The organism is Noviherbaspirillum sp. (assembly GCF_035254865.1).
Lineage (GTDB): Bacteria > Pseudomonadota > Gammaproteobacteria > Burkholderiales > Burkholderiaceae_D > Noviherbaspirillum.
Genome location: NZ_DATFAF010000012.1, coordinates 49,582 through 65,137 on the forward strand (window position 1 = coordinate 49,582; position 15,556 = coordinate 65,137).

The 15,556-nt window shown below is 59.0% G+C and carries 15 protein-coding genes; 7 read left to right on the forward strand and 8 right to left on the reverse strand.

Annotated elements, in window-relative coordinates; genetic code table 11:
* Positions 1-47 precede the first annotated feature (47 nt).
* Positions 48-1,556, reverse strand: coding sequence for a sensor domain-containing diguanylate cyclase (locus tag VJ651_RS03660; protein WP_324106140.1), 1,509 nt, complete (start codon positions 1,554-1,556; stop codon positions 48-50).
* A gap of 167 nt (positions 1,557-1,723) precedes the next feature.
* Complete coding sequence (locus VJ651_RS03665; RefSeq protein WP_324106126.1) at positions 1,724-3,211, reverse strand: phospholipase D family protein; 1,488 nt, start codon at positions 3,209-3,211, stop codon at positions 1,724-1,726.
* 358 nt (positions 3,212-3,569) lie between these two features.
* Between VJ651_RS03665 and VJ651_RS03670 the strand changes: the two genes are divergently transcribed.
* From VJ651_RS03670 to VJ651_RS03680, 3 genes are read left to right on the forward strand one after another with little or no spacing between them, the layout of a single operon-like run.
* Complete coding sequence (locus VJ651_RS03670; protein ID WP_324106127.1) at positions 3,570-4,028, forward strand: MarR family winged helix-turn-helix transcriptional regulator; 459 nt, start codon at positions 3,570-3,572, stop codon at positions 4,026-4,028.
* Between the two features lie 59 nt (positions 4,029-4,087).
* The gene (locus VJ651_RS03675) at positions 4,088-5,101 is read left to right on the forward strand and encodes an HlyD family secretion protein (RefSeq protein ID WP_324106128.1); all 1,014 of its coding nucleotides are present in this window, start codon (positions 4,088-4,090) and stop codon (positions 5,099-5,101) included.
* Between the two features lie 9 nt (positions 5,102-5,110).
* Positions 5,111-6,661 carry a DHA2 family efflux MFS transporter permease subunit gene (locus tag VJ651_RS03680; RefSeq protein ID WP_324106129.1) on the forward strand — a complete coding sequence of 517 codons (1,551 nt, stop codon included), beginning with the start codon at positions 5,111-5,113 and terminating at the stop codon, positions 6,659-6,661.
* Positions 6,662-6,677: 16 nt separating this feature from the next.
* Here VJ651_RS03680 and pbpG read toward each other — a convergent pair whose 3' ends face one another.
* Positions 6,678-7,751 (reverse strand): D-alanyl-D-alanine endopeptidase, encoded by a 1,074-nt coding sequence (gene pbpG / locus VJ651_RS03685; protein WP_414691305.1) that lies wholly within the window; start codon positions 7,749-7,751, stop codon positions 6,678-6,680.
* 438 nt (positions 7,752-8,189) lie between these two features.
* Here pbpG and VJ651_RS03690 point away from each other — a divergent pair, with 438 nt between their 5' ends.
* The 4 genes from VJ651_RS03690 to VJ651_RS03705 all read left to right on the forward strand — a co-directional run bounded on the left by VJ651_RS03690 (position 8,190) and on the right by VJ651_RS03705 (position 10,563).
* Positions 8,190-9,380: a peptidase M48 gene (locus VJ651_RS03690; protein ID WP_324106130.1), complete on the forward strand. Its 1,191-nt coding sequence runs from the start codon at positions 8,190-8,192 to the stop codon at positions 9,378-9,380.
* 256 nt (positions 9,381-9,636) lie between these two features.
* On the forward strand, positions 9,637-10,029 hold the full coding sequence (locus tag VJ651_RS03695; RefSeq protein WP_324106131.1) for a hypothetical protein: 393 nt from the start codon (positions 9,637-9,639) through the stop codon (positions 10,027-10,029).
* A 3-nt stretch (positions 10,030-10,032) separates the two neighbouring features.
* Positions 10,033-10,290, forward strand: coding sequence for a DUF5985 family protein (locus tag VJ651_RS03700; protein ID WP_324106132.1), 258 nt, complete (start codon positions 10,033-10,035; stop codon positions 10,288-10,290).
* A gap of 6 nt (positions 10,291-10,296) precedes the next feature.
* Entirely contained in the window at positions 10,297-10,563 is a 267-nt protein-coding gene (locus VJ651_RS03705; RefSeq protein WP_324106133.1) for a DUF5985 family protein, read from the forward strand.
* Between the two features lie 92 nt (positions 10,564-10,655).
* On the opposite strand, the gene VJ651_RS03710 is transcribed toward VJ651_RS03705, so the two are convergent.
* The 5 genes from VJ651_RS03710 to VJ651_RS03730 form a co-directional block, all read right to left on the reverse strand.
* Complete coding sequence (locus tag VJ651_RS03710; protein WP_324106134.1) at positions 10,656-11,030, reverse strand: metalloregulator ArsR/SmtB family transcription factor; 375 nt, start codon at positions 11,028-11,030, stop codon at positions 10,656-10,658.
* A gap of 90 nt (positions 11,031-11,120) precedes the next feature.
* A complete protein-coding gene (locus tag VJ651_RS03715) occupies positions 11,121-11,444 on the reverse strand; it encodes a hypothetical protein (RefSeq protein WP_324106135.1) in 324 nt (107 codons plus the stop codon).
* A gap of 50 nt (positions 11,445-11,494) precedes the next feature.
* Positions 11,495-13,315, reverse strand: coding sequence for a DUF3373 domain-containing protein (locus VJ651_RS03720; RefSeq protein WP_324106136.1), 1,821 nt, complete (start codon positions 13,313-13,315; stop codon positions 11,495-11,497).
* A gap of 18 nt (positions 13,316-13,333) precedes the next feature.
* On the reverse strand, positions 13,334-13,963 hold the full coding sequence (locus VJ651_RS03725; protein WP_324106137.1) for a cytochrome b/b6 domain-containing protein: 630 nt from the start codon (positions 13,961-13,963) through the stop codon (positions 13,334-13,336).
* Between the two features lie 15 nt (positions 13,964-13,978).
* Positions 13,979-15,556: tetrathionate reductase family octaheme c-type cytochrome (locus VJ651_RS03730; RefSeq protein ID WP_324106138.1), on the reverse strand; the 1,578-nt coding region annotated here is incomplete at its 5' end.

The window sequence follows — 15,556 nt, forward strand, 5'->3', positions numbered from 1 at the left end:
GGCAAGCTCGCCGATGCGTCACGGTACAGCTCGTGACATCCGGTCTGTTACTTGTCGATGCGTTTCGACACGACGACACAGCACTTGCCCATGGCCTTGGCTTCATACATCGCATCGTCGGCACAGTGGAAAAGCGTTTTGCTGCTCGATCCGGCGTCCGGATATCCAGCCACGCCGATGCTGGCTGAAATGCCGACCGTAAGGTCTTCCATCACGTAGGGAACGGAAAGGCTGTCGACCAGCTTTCTGGCCACTGCTGCCGCGGAGTCCGTCGTTGCACCAATCAATAGGACCGCAAACTCGTCACCACCCAGGCGTGCGGCGAGATCGGAGTCCCGGATCCCGGCTTTGATCCGGTCGGCGACGACGCACAGCAGTTTGTCGCCGACCGCGTGGCCGTATTGATCGTTGATGCTTTTGAATCCGTCGAGATCGATATAAAGAATGGACAGGCAAGCGGCGTTTCTTTGGCACAGCGCCAGTTGCTGGTCGACGATTTCACCAAACAACGCCCGATTTGAAAGACCGGTAAGCACGTCATGCCGCGCCTCGTGCTGCGCCTGGAGCAGCATCTCGGATGCTTTCATCAATGACGCGCCGACTTCATCCGCCTCTTTCAAATGGAGCGGCGGAACGATCACGGGCCTGCCGGACCCAAGTGCGAGCGCCGGACGGGTCAAACCTCGGATCGATCGTGCAATTCGTCCGCCCGCCCACCAGGCGCCGGCAAGGCTACTGGCCAATAGCAGCGTTGTCGCAAGAATGAGCCGTGACAAGCTTCGCCACAGTGCCTGAGTCAATGTCGTCGACGGTATATCAATGGCGACGGTCCAACCGGAAATGGCGGAACGGCTGAAAACAGTCACCGCAGCGATGCCGTCGACCGTTCGTCGTTCGAAAGCGCCCTCCCTGGACGCCGCGCTTCGCGTAATCAAGTCTTCCGAAGCCATCCTGCCGACGAATCGGGCATGGTCACGGGTGCGTGCGACGATGGCCCCGTTGCGGTCGAAAATGACGCCGACCCACTCCGGAGGCAGGCTTTGGGCTTGCAGATGCCTGATAAAGCGATCCGCAAACATGCCCGCGCTCAGGCTGCACATCTCCATGCCGTTGCACGCAACCGGAACGCCAATCGCGATTGCAGGGCGACGGAAAATCGGCCCGACGAATAACATGGAAATCATCGGTTCGCGGGTCTTCTGCATCGTGGTCCACAGGCCTAGCCGCGTCCCCTGCGGAAGTGGCGTTCCGAATGGGCGAAGGGTGTTGATATATTGCGTGCCGATCATGTTGCCAAGCACGATGTTGTCGCCCTGCTGGCTTTTGAGCACATCCTTGGCCTGGGCATAAAAAGCCGCGAGATCGTTCGATTTCAGATACGGCGACGTACCCAGGGATCTCAAGGAAGCGGTGATGCTGGACAAATCGCTGTCCACCACGGATGCCATGGCATGGACAGTCGCGACGGAATTGGTGATGAGTTGATCGCGGGCACGCTGATAGTCGTAAAAGATCAGGAATGCCGCCATCGCTGCGGCGGGTACCACGCAAGCCATGACGAGCAAGGCGAGTTGCGTACGGATGGATGAGCTGGAACCTGCTCTCATTTTCCGCAGGCAGCTTGAAAATCGGGACTAAACAACACGCGTAAGTAGCAGAGTCATGGAGTGAATCGATATTCTACTTTACTCACGAGAAACTTTATGCATAAAAGATGTGACTTTCACAAGAGCCATTCAATCGGCAAGAGCGACATCAGAAACAAGCCGAAGCGCTGCCAAATGCCGGTGCCGGGCTCGAAATCATGCCGGATCAAGGCGCCCTCCTTGCGCTCCAGCCAATAGACCGTGCCGTCCTCCGAGAGCCTGGCTTCGTAAGCATTGAACGGTACGCGGGTCTTGAACGCGTCGTCAATCTGCCGCGCCAGCGCCGGACTTTCGATGACAAATCCCAGTTCCGTATTCAGCTTGGCGGATCTCGGATCGAAATTGAAGGAGCCGATGAAAACTCGCTCGCGGTCAACGGCAAATGTCTTCGCATGCAGGCTGGATCCGGAAGTGCTGCCCCCCAGGCTGCTGCCGCGTCTTCGTGTCGCGGGCATCTGTGCCAGTCGCTTCAATTCGTAGAGCGTGATGCCGGCCGAGAGAAGCGCCTTGCGCCGCTTGGCATAGCCGGCATGCACAACCGCGACGTCGGTCGCTTCGAACGCATTGGTCAGCACGTTGATTTTCACGCCACGCCGCACCATGCCTGCCAGCGAATCCACCACGCCGGCAGTCGGCACAAAATAGGGGGAGACCAGATCGACTTCGTGTTTCGGTTCCCCGATCGCCCGTTTCAGCTTGTCGGTGAACTGCCCTTCCGGCGTGGCTTTCCCGAGCCCTTTATCGGGGTTGTCGCTGACGATCTGCGTTGTTGCCCACTCGAAGGACAGCGCGCCTTGCAGCAGCTCACGTTCGAATGAGGATTCCTTTACCGCGCGGATATATGCCTCGGCCGGTGGGCTGTTTTCCATTGCCGTTGCGGCCAGCCGGAGTTGCGCGGACTGCACGTCGGTGACGGGCGTCAGCAGTCCCTGGACGGGATACGATGAATTGCTGGCCCAGTAGCGATCGAATTCCGCCGAGACTCCGGCGACGACCGGACCGATCGCCATTACGTCGAGGTCGGCAAACAACACATCGTTGGTAGCGCCGAAATAGGCGTCGCCGATATTGCGCCCGCCGATGATGGTCACCTGGTTATCCGCGGTGAACGACTTGCTGTGCATGCGGCGGTTCAGGCGAGAGAAATCGATCAGATACCCGAGCCAGCGCCATGAACGCATGGCAAACGGGTTGAACAGGCGCACTTCGATATTCGGATGCGCATCCAGCGCGGCGAGCACTGGATCAAGTCCGGACGTGTTGTTATCGTCGAGCAGAAGCCGGACGCGCACGCCGCGATCGGCGGCCTTGCGCAATTCTTTGAACAACAAGCCACCGGTCATGTCGTTGCGCCAGATGTAGTACTGGACATCCAGTGTCCGCTCGGCGGATTGTGCCAGCACGACACGGGCATCGAATGCACTGCGTGCATCCCGCAAAGCGTAGATGCCAGACTTGGCGGGATGCAGTGACACGAGCGGCACCACCGCCCTGCCGAGCGTCGTCCGCGCCGTATCGGTAATGGCAGTGGAAACGCTGCGATTCTCCAGCGGCGGCAGATTCATGCAGCCGGCAAGCGATGTCGCAAGAACCAGTGCGGCCAGGAGCCGTGGAAGAAGACGGACGTTTACATCACGGGCCCGGGGTAAGGTGCATGAATCATGCATAGCGCGCACGCCTGTATGTAATCCCACTGTTAGCCGACGAGTTTCAAATACGACATGGGCTGGTGCGCCGGGGTTTGATCAGCTCCTCCCGCCTTTCTCTACGATACAAGCTTTTCGCGGTTCTGCACAAATACCCTCCTGTTTGCTTGACCTGAGTAAAGCAGGCATCTCGTGGATTTCGGTCCAGGCGGTCTGATTGAGGGCAAGCAAAGGTTCGCTTATAATAAGCATTGCTTACTATTATTTGAACTATTCGATGGAACTGCACAAGGAAAGTATCGGCTTCTTGATCGCCGATCTCGCACGCCTCATGCGTCATGCTTTCGAGCAACGCACAGAGGGAAGCTGCATCACGCTTGCCCAATCAAGGGCTCTGCTCTATCTGGAGCGGAACGAAGGCATCCGCCAGGTTGAACTGGCTGGATTGCTGGAAGTGCAGCCGATCACGCTGGCGCGCCTGATCGACCACCTGCATGCCGAAGGCCTGGTGGAACGGCGCGTGGACCCGGCCGATCGTCGCGCCTATCGCTTGTATCTCACGGCAGCGGCAGAGCCAAGGCTTGCGGCAATCAGGCAGGTTGTCGGCGAGATACGCGCCGACGTTCTGAACGGAATCGAGCCGCAGCAAGTTTCTATCGTGCTCGCCGCCCTGAACAGAATGCGCAGCAATCTGCTTGCACCGCAATGCCTCGCTTCCGGAGAACTTGCACAATGACGCAAACGAATACCGACGAAGCTCAGCCGCAGGTCGCCGTCCGCCGGCGTAATCCGCGCATGAAACGAATACTTCTGCTGGTGGTGCTGCCGCTGATCGCGATGCTGGTGGTGTTCGCCCTGTACATGAAAGGCGGCCGTTATGTCGAAACCGATAATGCCTATGTGAAGGCCGACAAGGTGCCGGTCAGTTCCGAGGTATCGGGCGCGATCAAGGAAGTGCTGGTGCAGGAGAACCAAAGCGTGACCGCCGGACAACCGCTGTTCCGTCTCGATCCCTCATCATTCCAGGTGACCGTCGCCAAAGACGAAGCCAAACTGGCGCAGGTGCGCACCGACCTGGCCGCGTTGAAGGCCAGCTATCGCGGGAAACAGGCTGAAATCGCACTGGCGCGCACCAAATATGCGTTCGCGATGAAGGAACAACGCAGGCAGGCCGATCTCGCGGCAAAGAACTTCATATCGCCGGCCAAACTTGATGAAGCCAAACAAGGCACCGACCTGGCGGCGCAGCAAGTCACGGCGCTGGAACAGGATCTGAAGCGCATCGCCGAGGCTCTCGGCGGCAGCGTCGACATGCCGGTCGAGCAGCATCCAAGCTATCTCGCCGCGCAAGCAGAACTGCAGCAGGCTCGGCTCGACCTCGCCCGCGTTGAGGTGCGCGCGCCCTTGCCTGGCATAGTCAGCAAACCGCCCAAACCCGGCCAATACGTGGCGGCGGGCAGCACGGCCATGGCCCTGGTGGCAAGCGGCAATCTCTGGATCGAGGCCAATTTCACCGAAACCGACCTGACCAACGTCGTCCCGGGTCAGCACGTGAGCATTCGTGTCGACACCTATCCGGACGCCGAATGGAACGGCGTGGTCGAAAGCCTGAGTCCGGCCACCGGCGCGGAGTTTTCCGTCATCCCGGCGCAAAACGCGACCGGCAACTGGGTCAAGATCGCGCAACGTGTGCCACTGCGCATCACGCTGGATAACAAACCGAACCTGCCGCAGTTGCGTGCGGGACTGTCCACCTCGGTGGAGATCGACACCGGCCATCGCCGGCGCCTGTTCGGCTTTTCGCTTTAAGACGGCACCATGAGCGCTGTCTCCATGCCGGCCGGCCGGCCTGACACCGCGCATCGCGGATTCATCACCCTGTCCGTGATGCTGGCCACGATCATGCAGGCGCTGGACACGACGATTGCGAACGTGGCCTTGCCGCACATGCAGGGCTCGATGAGCGCAACCCAGGACCAGATTTCCTGGGTTCTGACCTCCTACATCGTCGCGGCAGCCATCTTCATGCCGCTCACTGGTTTCCTGACCGCGCGCTTTGGACGCAAACGGATATTCATGTGGGCGGTGGTCGGCTTTACGGTGGCCTCGATGATGTGCGGCGCGGCGCAAAGCCTGACGCAGATTGTCTTGTTCCGCTTGCTGCAGGGCGTGTTCGGTGCCAGCCTTGTGCCGCTGTCGCAGTCGGTATTGCTGGATACCTATCCGCGTGAACAGCACGGCTCGGCCATGGCTTTGTGGGGCGTGGGCGTGATGGTCGGCCCTATCCTCGGACCAACCCTCGGCGGCTGGCTCACCGAATACTACAACTGGCGCTGGGTGTTCTACATCAACCTGCCGTTCGGCATGCTGGCATGGCTGGGGCTGGCCGCCTATGTGCGGGAAACCGAGACGGACCGTACGCGCCGTTTCGACCTGCTCGGATTCGCACTGCTGAGCATCAGTATCGGCGCCTTCCAAATGATGCTCGATCGCGGCGAATCGCTCGACTGGTTCGCCAGCGCGGAAGTGATGATCGAAGCCATGCTCGCAGGGCTGTGTTTCTATCTTTTCGTTGCCCATATTTTCACGGATGAACACCCGTTCATCGAGCCGGGGCTGTTCAAGGATCGCAACTTCGCGGTCGGACTGCTGTTCATCTTCATCGTCGGCATCATCCTGCTTGCGACGATGGCGCTGTTGCCGCCCTTCCTGCAGAATCTGATGGGATATCCGGTGATCGATGTCGGCTATGTGCTCGCACCGCGCGGCATAGGGACGATGGTCGCAATGATGGTGGTCGGAAAACTCTCCGGCAAGGTCGATGGGCGCTACCAGATCTTCCTGGGGCTCATGCTCACCAGTCTTTCCCTATGGGAGATGACGCATTTCAATACCGATATCGGCAGCTGGGATGTGGTGCGCACCGGCGTCATACAAGGGCTGGGACTGGGCTTCATCTTCGTGCCCCTGTCGACGATCACCTTCGCCACACTGGCGCCGCGCTATCGTAACGAGGGCACCGCGCTGTTCAGCCTGCTGCGCAATATCGGCAGCAGTATCGGGATCTCGGTGGTCATCACCAAGCTGTCGCAAAACCTGCAGGCCAACCATGCTGCGCTGGCCGACTACATCAATCCCTTCAACCTTGCGCTGCGGCAGGCGGTCGAGACTGGCGCGTACAACCTGAACACGCCACAGGGCCTGGCCGCGATCAACGGCGAAGTGACCCGCCAGGCTGCCACCCTCGCCTATCTGCAGGACTTTCGACTGATGATGTGGATCACGCTGGCCGCCGTGCCCTTGATCGTGCTGCTGCGCGCACCAGCCAAGAAGGCTGCACCAAGCGAGGTCCACGCGGCGCTCGATTGAGCGTTGTCGCTGCGCCTCACATTTCCGGAGCCTTGGCCGCTTCCAGCCACTGCCGCACGCGGCCGGCATCGGCCGCGCGAGCGAATTTGCCCTTCGCGTCGAGGAAAACCATCACGATCGACCGCCCCTTGATCATGGTTTGCATGACCAGGCAGCGTCCCGCTTCGGAGATGTAGCCGGTTTTTTGCAGAATGATGTTCCAGCCCGGATTGGCGATCAGATGGTTGGAATTCCTGTATTGCAGCGACGGGCCGCCCGGATCGACCTCGTATTCCCGGTTGGTGGAGTATTCGCGAATGATGGGGTGCGCTTGTGCGGCGACCACCAGTTTCGCCAGGTCGCGCGCGCTGGAGACGTTCTCACTCGACAAGCCGGTCGGCTCGACGTAATGCGTGTCGTTCATCCCGAGGGCCTTGGCTTTGGCATTCATCGCGGCGACGAAAGCGGTCAAACCTCCCGGGTAATTCCGGCCCAATGCCGATGCGGCCCGGTTTTCGGAGCTCATGAGCGCAATGTGCAGCATATCGGCCCGCGTCAATTGCGAGCCGATGCGCAAGCGCGAGGAAGTGTGCTTGATTCTATCTATGTCATCCGCGGTGACCTCGATCACCTCGCTCATGTCCTGGTGCGCCTCCACCACGACCAGCGCCGTCATGAGCTTGCTGATCGATGCGATCGGCTGTACCGAGCTTGAATTTTTTTCGAACAGGGTTTCCGAAGTGGCCGGGTCCCACACGAGGGCCGAGTGTGATCGCAGATCGAGGGAATCCTCGAGTTCAGGCAAACCGGCCGTGGCCGTCGGATGTAGTGCCGGGCGTGCGTGAGGACGACGAGCGCCTGACGAAGAGTGGGCAGTTGCGCCTCTGCTGTGCCTGGCGACGGCATTCTTTATGGTCCCGGGATTCCGGTTCCGCGCGTGAGAGGCCGGAAGCCGCAGCGAGGGGTGCAGGGTTTTGGCGCTGACGTGTACTTTGCGTTTTGCCGCTGTGCCTTTTTTTGTCGCTTGCTTCCGTGCGGACGGTGCGGTTCCTGTGCCCTCTTTCGCCCACGCCGACTGCGCCGAAAAAACAAGATGCAATGTCAGAAACAGAATCAAAAGCGAAAGGCTGCTTATTCTCCGCCAACCTCGACCATGCACCGACTCAAAGGCATCTGTACTGGATAACAAATTGACAAAATGCAGGCAAATCAACGACATGGGCATGAGTTTTAAACTTGATTCTAGTGCGCAAGATGGATCGCCAGGACAACTGGCCATCACATGCGCGATGTCCTGCCAAAAAAAATGAACGGGTAAAAGGGAGTGACAAGTGTCGTTCGCAATGTGTATCTGCAATATTGCCCCATGACACTTAGGCGGGCCTTAAGCTCGGGGAAATGCGGCCATGAAAATTTCCGTGAATGAATTTCAGGTGCCCGAAAGATCCAGGCGTGCTGCCATTATTTAAGTTTCACCTAATCTTCTGAAGCCATAATGCGTCCCCTAGGCAAAATGACTATCGACGCGCATGGTCCTTCTCGCATTCTCATGGCATTGAATTCGCAAGCTCCCGATCCGCACGGCGCACGTGAGGGGCGCGGCTTTCCTTGGGGACGCAGCGTGCAATGTCTGGCACTGACATTGGCCGTGACCCTGTTATCTTCCTGCGCCTCAAGTCCCGTCCGTGAATCGTCGGTCGCTCCCTTGCCGGTTGCTGCCGCACCGCATGCTGTGTCGGCGCCGGCCAAGATCGCCCAGCCCGACGATGGCCTTCAGAACACCGAACCCGTCCTTGCGCAAGCGCCGCTTGCCGTGCAGGCACCGCCGCAAGTCGATGATGGTCTGCGCTTGCGTGCCTGGGTTGAGCAACAGGGCCGGATCTATCGCGTCGCCTCGCCCTTATTGATCAATAACACCGAGTTGTGCCCGCAGCATGCGCGCCGCATCCTCGGCTTCACCGCAAAAAACAAGTATTCGTATTCATCTGATTTTATTTCCCTCGCCGAGTCCGCGCTCGGGCTCAACGATGAGCTCCAGGTCATGCATGTCCTGGCCGGCAGCGGTGCAGAATTGGCAGGCGTGCGCAAGGGCGACGTGCTGCTCGCAGTGGAGATCGAACCCATCCCGAAAGGGCCGGATGCCGAGCATGCTGCAGCCAAGCTCATCGGCTCGGAGATGGAGGGACGCGAAAGCTTGTATGTGAGCGTCCGGCGCGACGGACAGCGGATGGGCTTCGACATTCCGTTGACGATGGCCTGCGGCATGGTTCTCGATTTGGGCAATGCGGATGAACCTGGCAGCTTTTCCGATGGTCAGCGTGTGCTGGTCACGCGCGGCATGCTGGACTTCGTCCGGTCCGATGCGGAACTGGCCTATGTGCTGGCCAGGGAAATAGCACGCAACGAAATGATGCCGGGCAGCCGTCCCGAGATAACAAGTGTCATCGAGCGTCTGCATGCACTGGAATCAAGCATTACCTCCGCCGAGTTCAGCACTGCAATGCAGCCATTGGAATCCGACATCGATTCAGCAACCGAACATCTCGCCCTCGATATGCTCGAGCGGGCTGGATATGATGTCGCGAACTATCGTTCCTTTCTGCAGCGGCTGGCAAGTCTTCCTGCTTCCAGTGTCGGAAACCGCTCGGCGCCGGATCCTTCTTCGGCGCCTTACCGTATTTCCGTCCTGCATCCGAAAGCAAAGGATGACGCGTTCGCAAGCGGAAACAGTACTCGCTAGGGGGATGCGTATGTTCGCATTTGAAACAGCGGCCCCCCTGCCCACGTGCATGATTTTTCCTCGATCGCGCTGCGGTACATCCATGCATCAGGCGGTTGATAGACCGCGTGCTATGATCAATCCCGGATTCTCCGCTTCGCCCTGCGGCAAAGCATGTCGATCGACAACCTGTGCGGCTGGCCTGGACCGGCCCGCGCGCATCGCATGTCAAGAGTGGGGCAGACATCGTCTGGACCACTGGTGACGTTGAGAGGAAATGATGAATCGGGAAAACATCCCCGACGATGTAAAGCGCTTCATCCTTGTCAGCATTGCGTCGGTTCCACACCTTGAGGCGATCTTGTTGCTGCGCAAGGAGAAAACGCGCGACTGGAACAGCAGCCAGCTGGCGGAACGACTGTATGTGAGTGAAAAAACGGCCGGCGATCTGCTGTCCGAACTGCACGCAGCCGGCATCCTTGGCAAGGACGAAGTCTCCTCGCCCTGCTATCGATACCAGCCGCAATCCCAGGATCTGGTTCAGATGATCGACCGCCTGGCTGATATCTACGCGCGGAATCTGGTCGAGGTTACCCATCTGATCCACTCGAAGACCAGCAAGAACGCACAGCGTTTTGCCGATGCGTTCATTTGGCGAAAGGACCCGTGACACATGGCGTCTGTAATCTATTTCCTGTGCGCGCTTACTGCGCTGGCCTGTGCCTTTCTGCTGCTGAGGAGTTATCTCCGGCAGCGCTTTCGCCTTCTGCTCTGGAGCGGCCTGTGTTTTGCCGGCTTGGCCATCAACAATATGCTGCTGGTGCTGGAAAGGATCTTCTTGCCGCAGATCGATCTGTCACTCTTTAGGCTGCTGAGTGCGCTCATCGCATTGCTGCCCTTGCTTTACGGCCTGGTATGGGAAGAGGAGTAGCGAGCGATGAATAACATGCTGGTCGGCGCGATTGCGATGGGTTCGCTGGTTGCGAGCCTGTTTTTCCTGCGTTTCTGGCGAAGTAGCGGGGATCGGTTTTTTCTCTATTTTTCGTTCGCCTTTTTCCTCGAGGCCATCAGCCGCGTTCTGCTCGGCGTGAGCGCCTCGAAAGACGAAGACATGCCGCTGTATTATGTAATTCGCCTCGTGGCCTACGGCCTGATATTACTGGCGATTATCAAGAAGAACAGCGGACGCGATAAATCGGGCTAAGCCGGTTTAGTCAGCGGTCACGTTCCTGCAGGGCATCGGGGAGCTGCAAATACGAGGACGGGACTTCCCTACAATGCACAGTATCGTTCGGCCTAGCGCTTGTCGCCGGACGCCATGAACTGCGCAATCGTGCCGTCGTCCATCAGCCGCCTGTCCTCGAGATCTTTTCCGAGCTTTCCGCATACGTCGCGGCACAGGTCGATCGTGCTCTGGTCCTTGATCCGATAATAGACCTGCGTCCCTTCCTTGCGCCGCGCCAGGATGCCGTAGCGGTAGAGCATATTGAGCTGCCGCGAGATGTTCGCCTGAGTCGATTCGCTTTGCACCACAATGTCGCCGACCGCCCGCTCACCATTGCACAAGGCGTGCAGGATCTTCAGGCGCGTCGGCTCGGATAGCAAGGAGAAGTAATGCGACACCTCCTCGAACAAGGCGTTCATCTGTTCCCGACCGGATTTCGTGTCCATTAAGTCAGTATCTTCATCGGCTCTAAAGTTATATATGTAATCAAAATTGGCGGCAAATTGCAAACACTAGTTTGATGTCTGCGGAGCAAATCAGCATCCCGCCGTCTTCTTGAAGGACTTGCTGTTGTTCTTTGCGCCCTCCTTCTCGAATTTTGCGCGGATCTCGTCACCTTCCACGATCCGTTTGTCCTTGAATTTGTCGAGCGTCAGATCGTCGCTAATGTCGATACTGACGGACGCTCCGGTCTTGTTGTCCTTGAGAACGGCGACGGCCGATTTGCCGTCGGGGGCGAGCTTGATCTTGCTGACGGGGCCGACCACGGTGATCGATTGCGCAAATGCATTGTGAGTGAAGACGAGACTGGATCCGGCGAGCAACGCGACAAAAGCGATGCGTGAGAAATCGGTTTTCATGATGATTCCTTTCGAGCGCGATTAATTAATGGTATTCACAAGAAGTTGACTCAGAATTTCACCTCGAAGCTTGCATACAGGTTGTAGGCTTTCTCCAACGGCGTCGTGGTCATCATCTGACCACGTACATCCGAGATGCGTACCGGCGCGCCGACCCAGTTGTTGCTGCCCGTGTAGTCGAAGTCGTAATACTGGAAGCCGAGGCGGAAGAAGGCCTTGCTGAAGAAGGAAGAAATCGGACGGCGGTCGAGTTCCTGGATCAGGTAGGTTTCGTACACATTGCCACGCGTGCCGACCTTCGATGTCCACATGTCATCGGCAGCAGGCGCAAAGGTGATCCAGTTTTTCGAGCCATGATTGAACTCGAAGCCCAGCTTGGTCCTTGACGGCAGGTCGTAGCGGACGCCGGCTGCAACTGCCCAGCCGGTCTTGCGCTGCGCTGCTTCCGGCGCGAAGAAGCCGCCGGTCAGCAAGCCCTGGAATCCGAACTGCGAGGAGACGTTCTGATTCGGATGGGTGATGCTCGTCGCGACATCGGCAAACCAATTGAGGTCGCCCGTGCCCACCTTCTTGATCTTGCCCATCGCACCGCCGCCCCACCAGTCGATGTCGCCCAGATTCGCCTTCGGCGCGGTGTTGCCGAAGTAGGTATTGCGCATGACCGGCGCATCGAAAATATTGAAGCCGCGATCCCACTGCAGCCAGACGCGCAGCGCGTCGGTGTCGATCGGCACGACGGCGATGCCGAGCATGTCGGTGTCGGAAATCGCGTTCGCCGGCGTTGAGCGGAAGCCGCTTTCAAATCCGCGCCCGTAACAGAGCTTGGCGTAAGCGCCGGGCAGCGCTTCGATATCGGGCGCCCAGCCCAGCGTCATGCCGTCGAATGCGTAATCGACCAGCAGCGACGGCGTGCCGCCCTTGCCCGGCCCGGCTGTATTCAGCTTCAGGTTGCTGGGGTAACCGTTGGTGGACGGACGGCGGCCGACCGAGAACCAGATATCCTGTTCGGCGATGTTGCTCCACGTCCCGTAAGCGCGATCGACATTGAGATAACTGGTGGACGGAATGTGGCCGAGCGTTCCGTCGAATACCCCGACGCGGTCCGCAAAGTATGGGGCCGTGCCACCGTTGACGATCGCGCTTTCATCCTGTGCGCCGAACACCTTGTACATCGCCAGCCGTGCGTTGACACTCACGTCCTGGGTTGCCTTCGCACTCAGGTCGAGGCCGAAGCGATTGGTGTAGAGCGTCGTGTTTTCCGGCTTGTAAGCGGGAACCTGCACGGCGAATCCCGCCAGGCCCTGGATCAGGCCCGCGTTCTGCGGACTGGAGACAAAGGCGGCGGCCTGATCGTAGGTCTTCACCGCGCTCATCGCTTGCGAAAACCCCATCAAGGCACCGAGCGCGCCGGAAGTGGACATGCCACCCGCAGCCGGAGCGCCGAAATAGCTGGACGATCCTGCAATGGTGGACGGGTTATTGAAGAAGTCGGCTTGCAAGCGTTGCTGGGCATTGGCAAAGGTCGCGTTCACGTCTGTGAATGTCCGCGTTTCTCCCTTCAGCGAGTCGAGGCGGAAACGGTAGTCGCCGCCGATCGTGAGCCACGTGGCGACCGACTTGTCTTCGACACGCTTGATCTGGCTCTTGAGTTCGTCGATGGCTTCGGCGTCAGCGGTTTTGGGCTGGCTCTTCAGTGCTTCGGCGGTCTTTTCCTCGTTCAGCTTGACCTGCTTTTTCAATTGTTCCAGTTCGCTCGACAGCGCTTCGATCTTCTTCAACAGTTCGGCATCGGCGGCATGCGCCGCAAAGGGTGGAAATACCAGGCTCGCGATCAATGCTGCGAGCACGCGTTCAGACATGGCCTTTTTCATTTTCTTCTCCCTGTATAGTCAATCAAGCATTTGCGATCTTGGTTCTGCTTCGCTGTCGCTCCAGCCGGTGATCATTGCCTTGATGTGCGCCAGCGGCGTGTGGCCGGCCGTGGCCAGATAGAGGTGGGCAATCAGGAAGATGAGCATCATGAAAGCCGCCGCGGTATGCGTCAGCGCGATCGCACCCAGCGACAGCCCGGACAGGAAAGTGCTCCCCGATCGGCCGAGATCGTTGTAAAAGAGATAGAGCAGCCCGCTGGCCCAGACCAGCGGAAGGATGAGCAGCTTGATTTTGAGGTAGACCAGCCGTTGCAGCGGGTTGTGCTTTTGATCTTGCGTCACATGGAAGGGATGCGGCGCGCGGGTGAATATCCCGACGGCGTAGTACTTCATCATCGCGCCGATCTTGTCGGTGGTCGGGATGTATTGCCGCCATTCCCCGGTCGTGAAATGCCAGAAAATCGCGAACAGCCATAGCCCGATCAAGGCCCAGGCCGCCGTGGTGTGCAGACCCGCCGCTTGTTGCCAACCCATCAGCGTATACCCGCCATGAACTTCAAAGCCGGTGATGAGCATCAGGATGATGAGGGCCGCTTGTGCCCAGTGCCAGAAGCGTTCGAATCGCTTGAACAGATAGATGCGTGCCATGATGGTTTGTCCTGGTTATTTGTTGCGGAAGAAGGCGATTACGCGACCGAGCCCGTGGAGCACCACGCCCATCAGGGCCAATGCCGCAATCGTCCAGCCGGCGCCGTCGAGCCAGCCTGCGTGATCGCTGGCGCGGCCAGGAATGTAGATGCCGGAAACTTTTTCAAGACGCCCGCCGGACGAATGGCACTCGACGCAATCCAGCGCCCTCTCCTTCGGTGCGACCATGTGGGTGATCGGCCAGGTGCTTTCGGTGCTGATGAAATCGACCTTGCCCGAGAACGGCGCGTTGACCGATTTCATGCCTGCGGCGACCGCTTTTTCCCAGTTGAGGTTGGTCCAGTACGCGCTGTCGTCGTTGCCGGACAGGTGGGTGACGACGAGAGTTTTATTGACGGGATCGTAGGCCTGCTTGCCGCGGAAAATCTTGACTGGCCAGATCATCGACTTGCCGTCGCTGGCGCTGCCCTCGAACTTGTTGATCTGTACCGGTTCGGCGCTTTTCTCGACCTTGTCGCCGAGCAGCGTGTAGTTCACGGTGCCGTTGAACCAGACATACTCCGGCTTGACGTTCTCGCCCCACACGAAATCGCCCTTGATGCCCATGTAGATGTCGTAGCCGTCATCGTTCCTGACGACGAGCGGTTTGCCGTCGGGACCGCGCTTGCCGGCGGTGGACCAATCCCAGGACAGCTTGGTGGGAACGCCGCCGCGGGCGTAGGACGGGATGTGGCAGGTCTGGCAGGCGATCTTGTCGGTATGATCGTTCAGCTTCGCCGTTTTCTTGTGCGGCGTGGACGTGTGGCAGGAACGGCATGTGGTGGGATTGGCATTGCCCGCCGTGCCGCGTATCGGTTGGTCGCCGTTTTCCATCGCCGTCGGCGCATATCGGCTGCCCGGAACCTGGTGCCCCTCGGTCTTGTGGCATGTGGTGCAAGTGAAGTTGTTGCCCTTGGTGTCCATGTGCACATCGAGGACCTTGTCCGGGGCTTCCAGCGAGCTGTCGAGGTCACCGTGCTTCACGCCATCCCCACCGCCGCCGCTGAAATGGCATGCGCCGCAGTTTGCGCGACGGCTGCTGCCGACGTGTTGCGCAATCTGCTTGAGGTCGATTCCGCGAATGATCTTGCCGGAGCCAGGCGGATATTCGGTGTCCTTGGTGACCACGTTTCCGGCGAAGCCGCCCGGTTTGCGGTACTTGCCGGTGGTGTCATGGCACACCAGGCAGTCGACGTTTTCCTCCGAGGAAAAGTCGAAACTGTCGTCCTTCCAGCCATAGCCGATGTGGCAGGAAGCGCAGCCGCCCATGTTGCTGGAAGCTGAAGTGCAGAAATTGTTGATCAGATGCTTCTTGCCCAGCAGCTGTCCGGTCGACGGGTTACGGTATTCCCACTTCCAGTGCTGCGTGGTATGAATCTGCCTGGAAGCTTCGGTGTGGCAACTCAGGCAGGCCTTGGTAACCTCCGGGCCGGACTTGAAGTCCTGCTGCAAGGCGGTGAACTTGCCGTGATCGGCGGTGGACTTGAAGAGTCTGGCCGGCGGCTGGCCGGTTGCGGCCTGGACCAGAGAGGCGGCGAGGCAGATGCAGGCCGC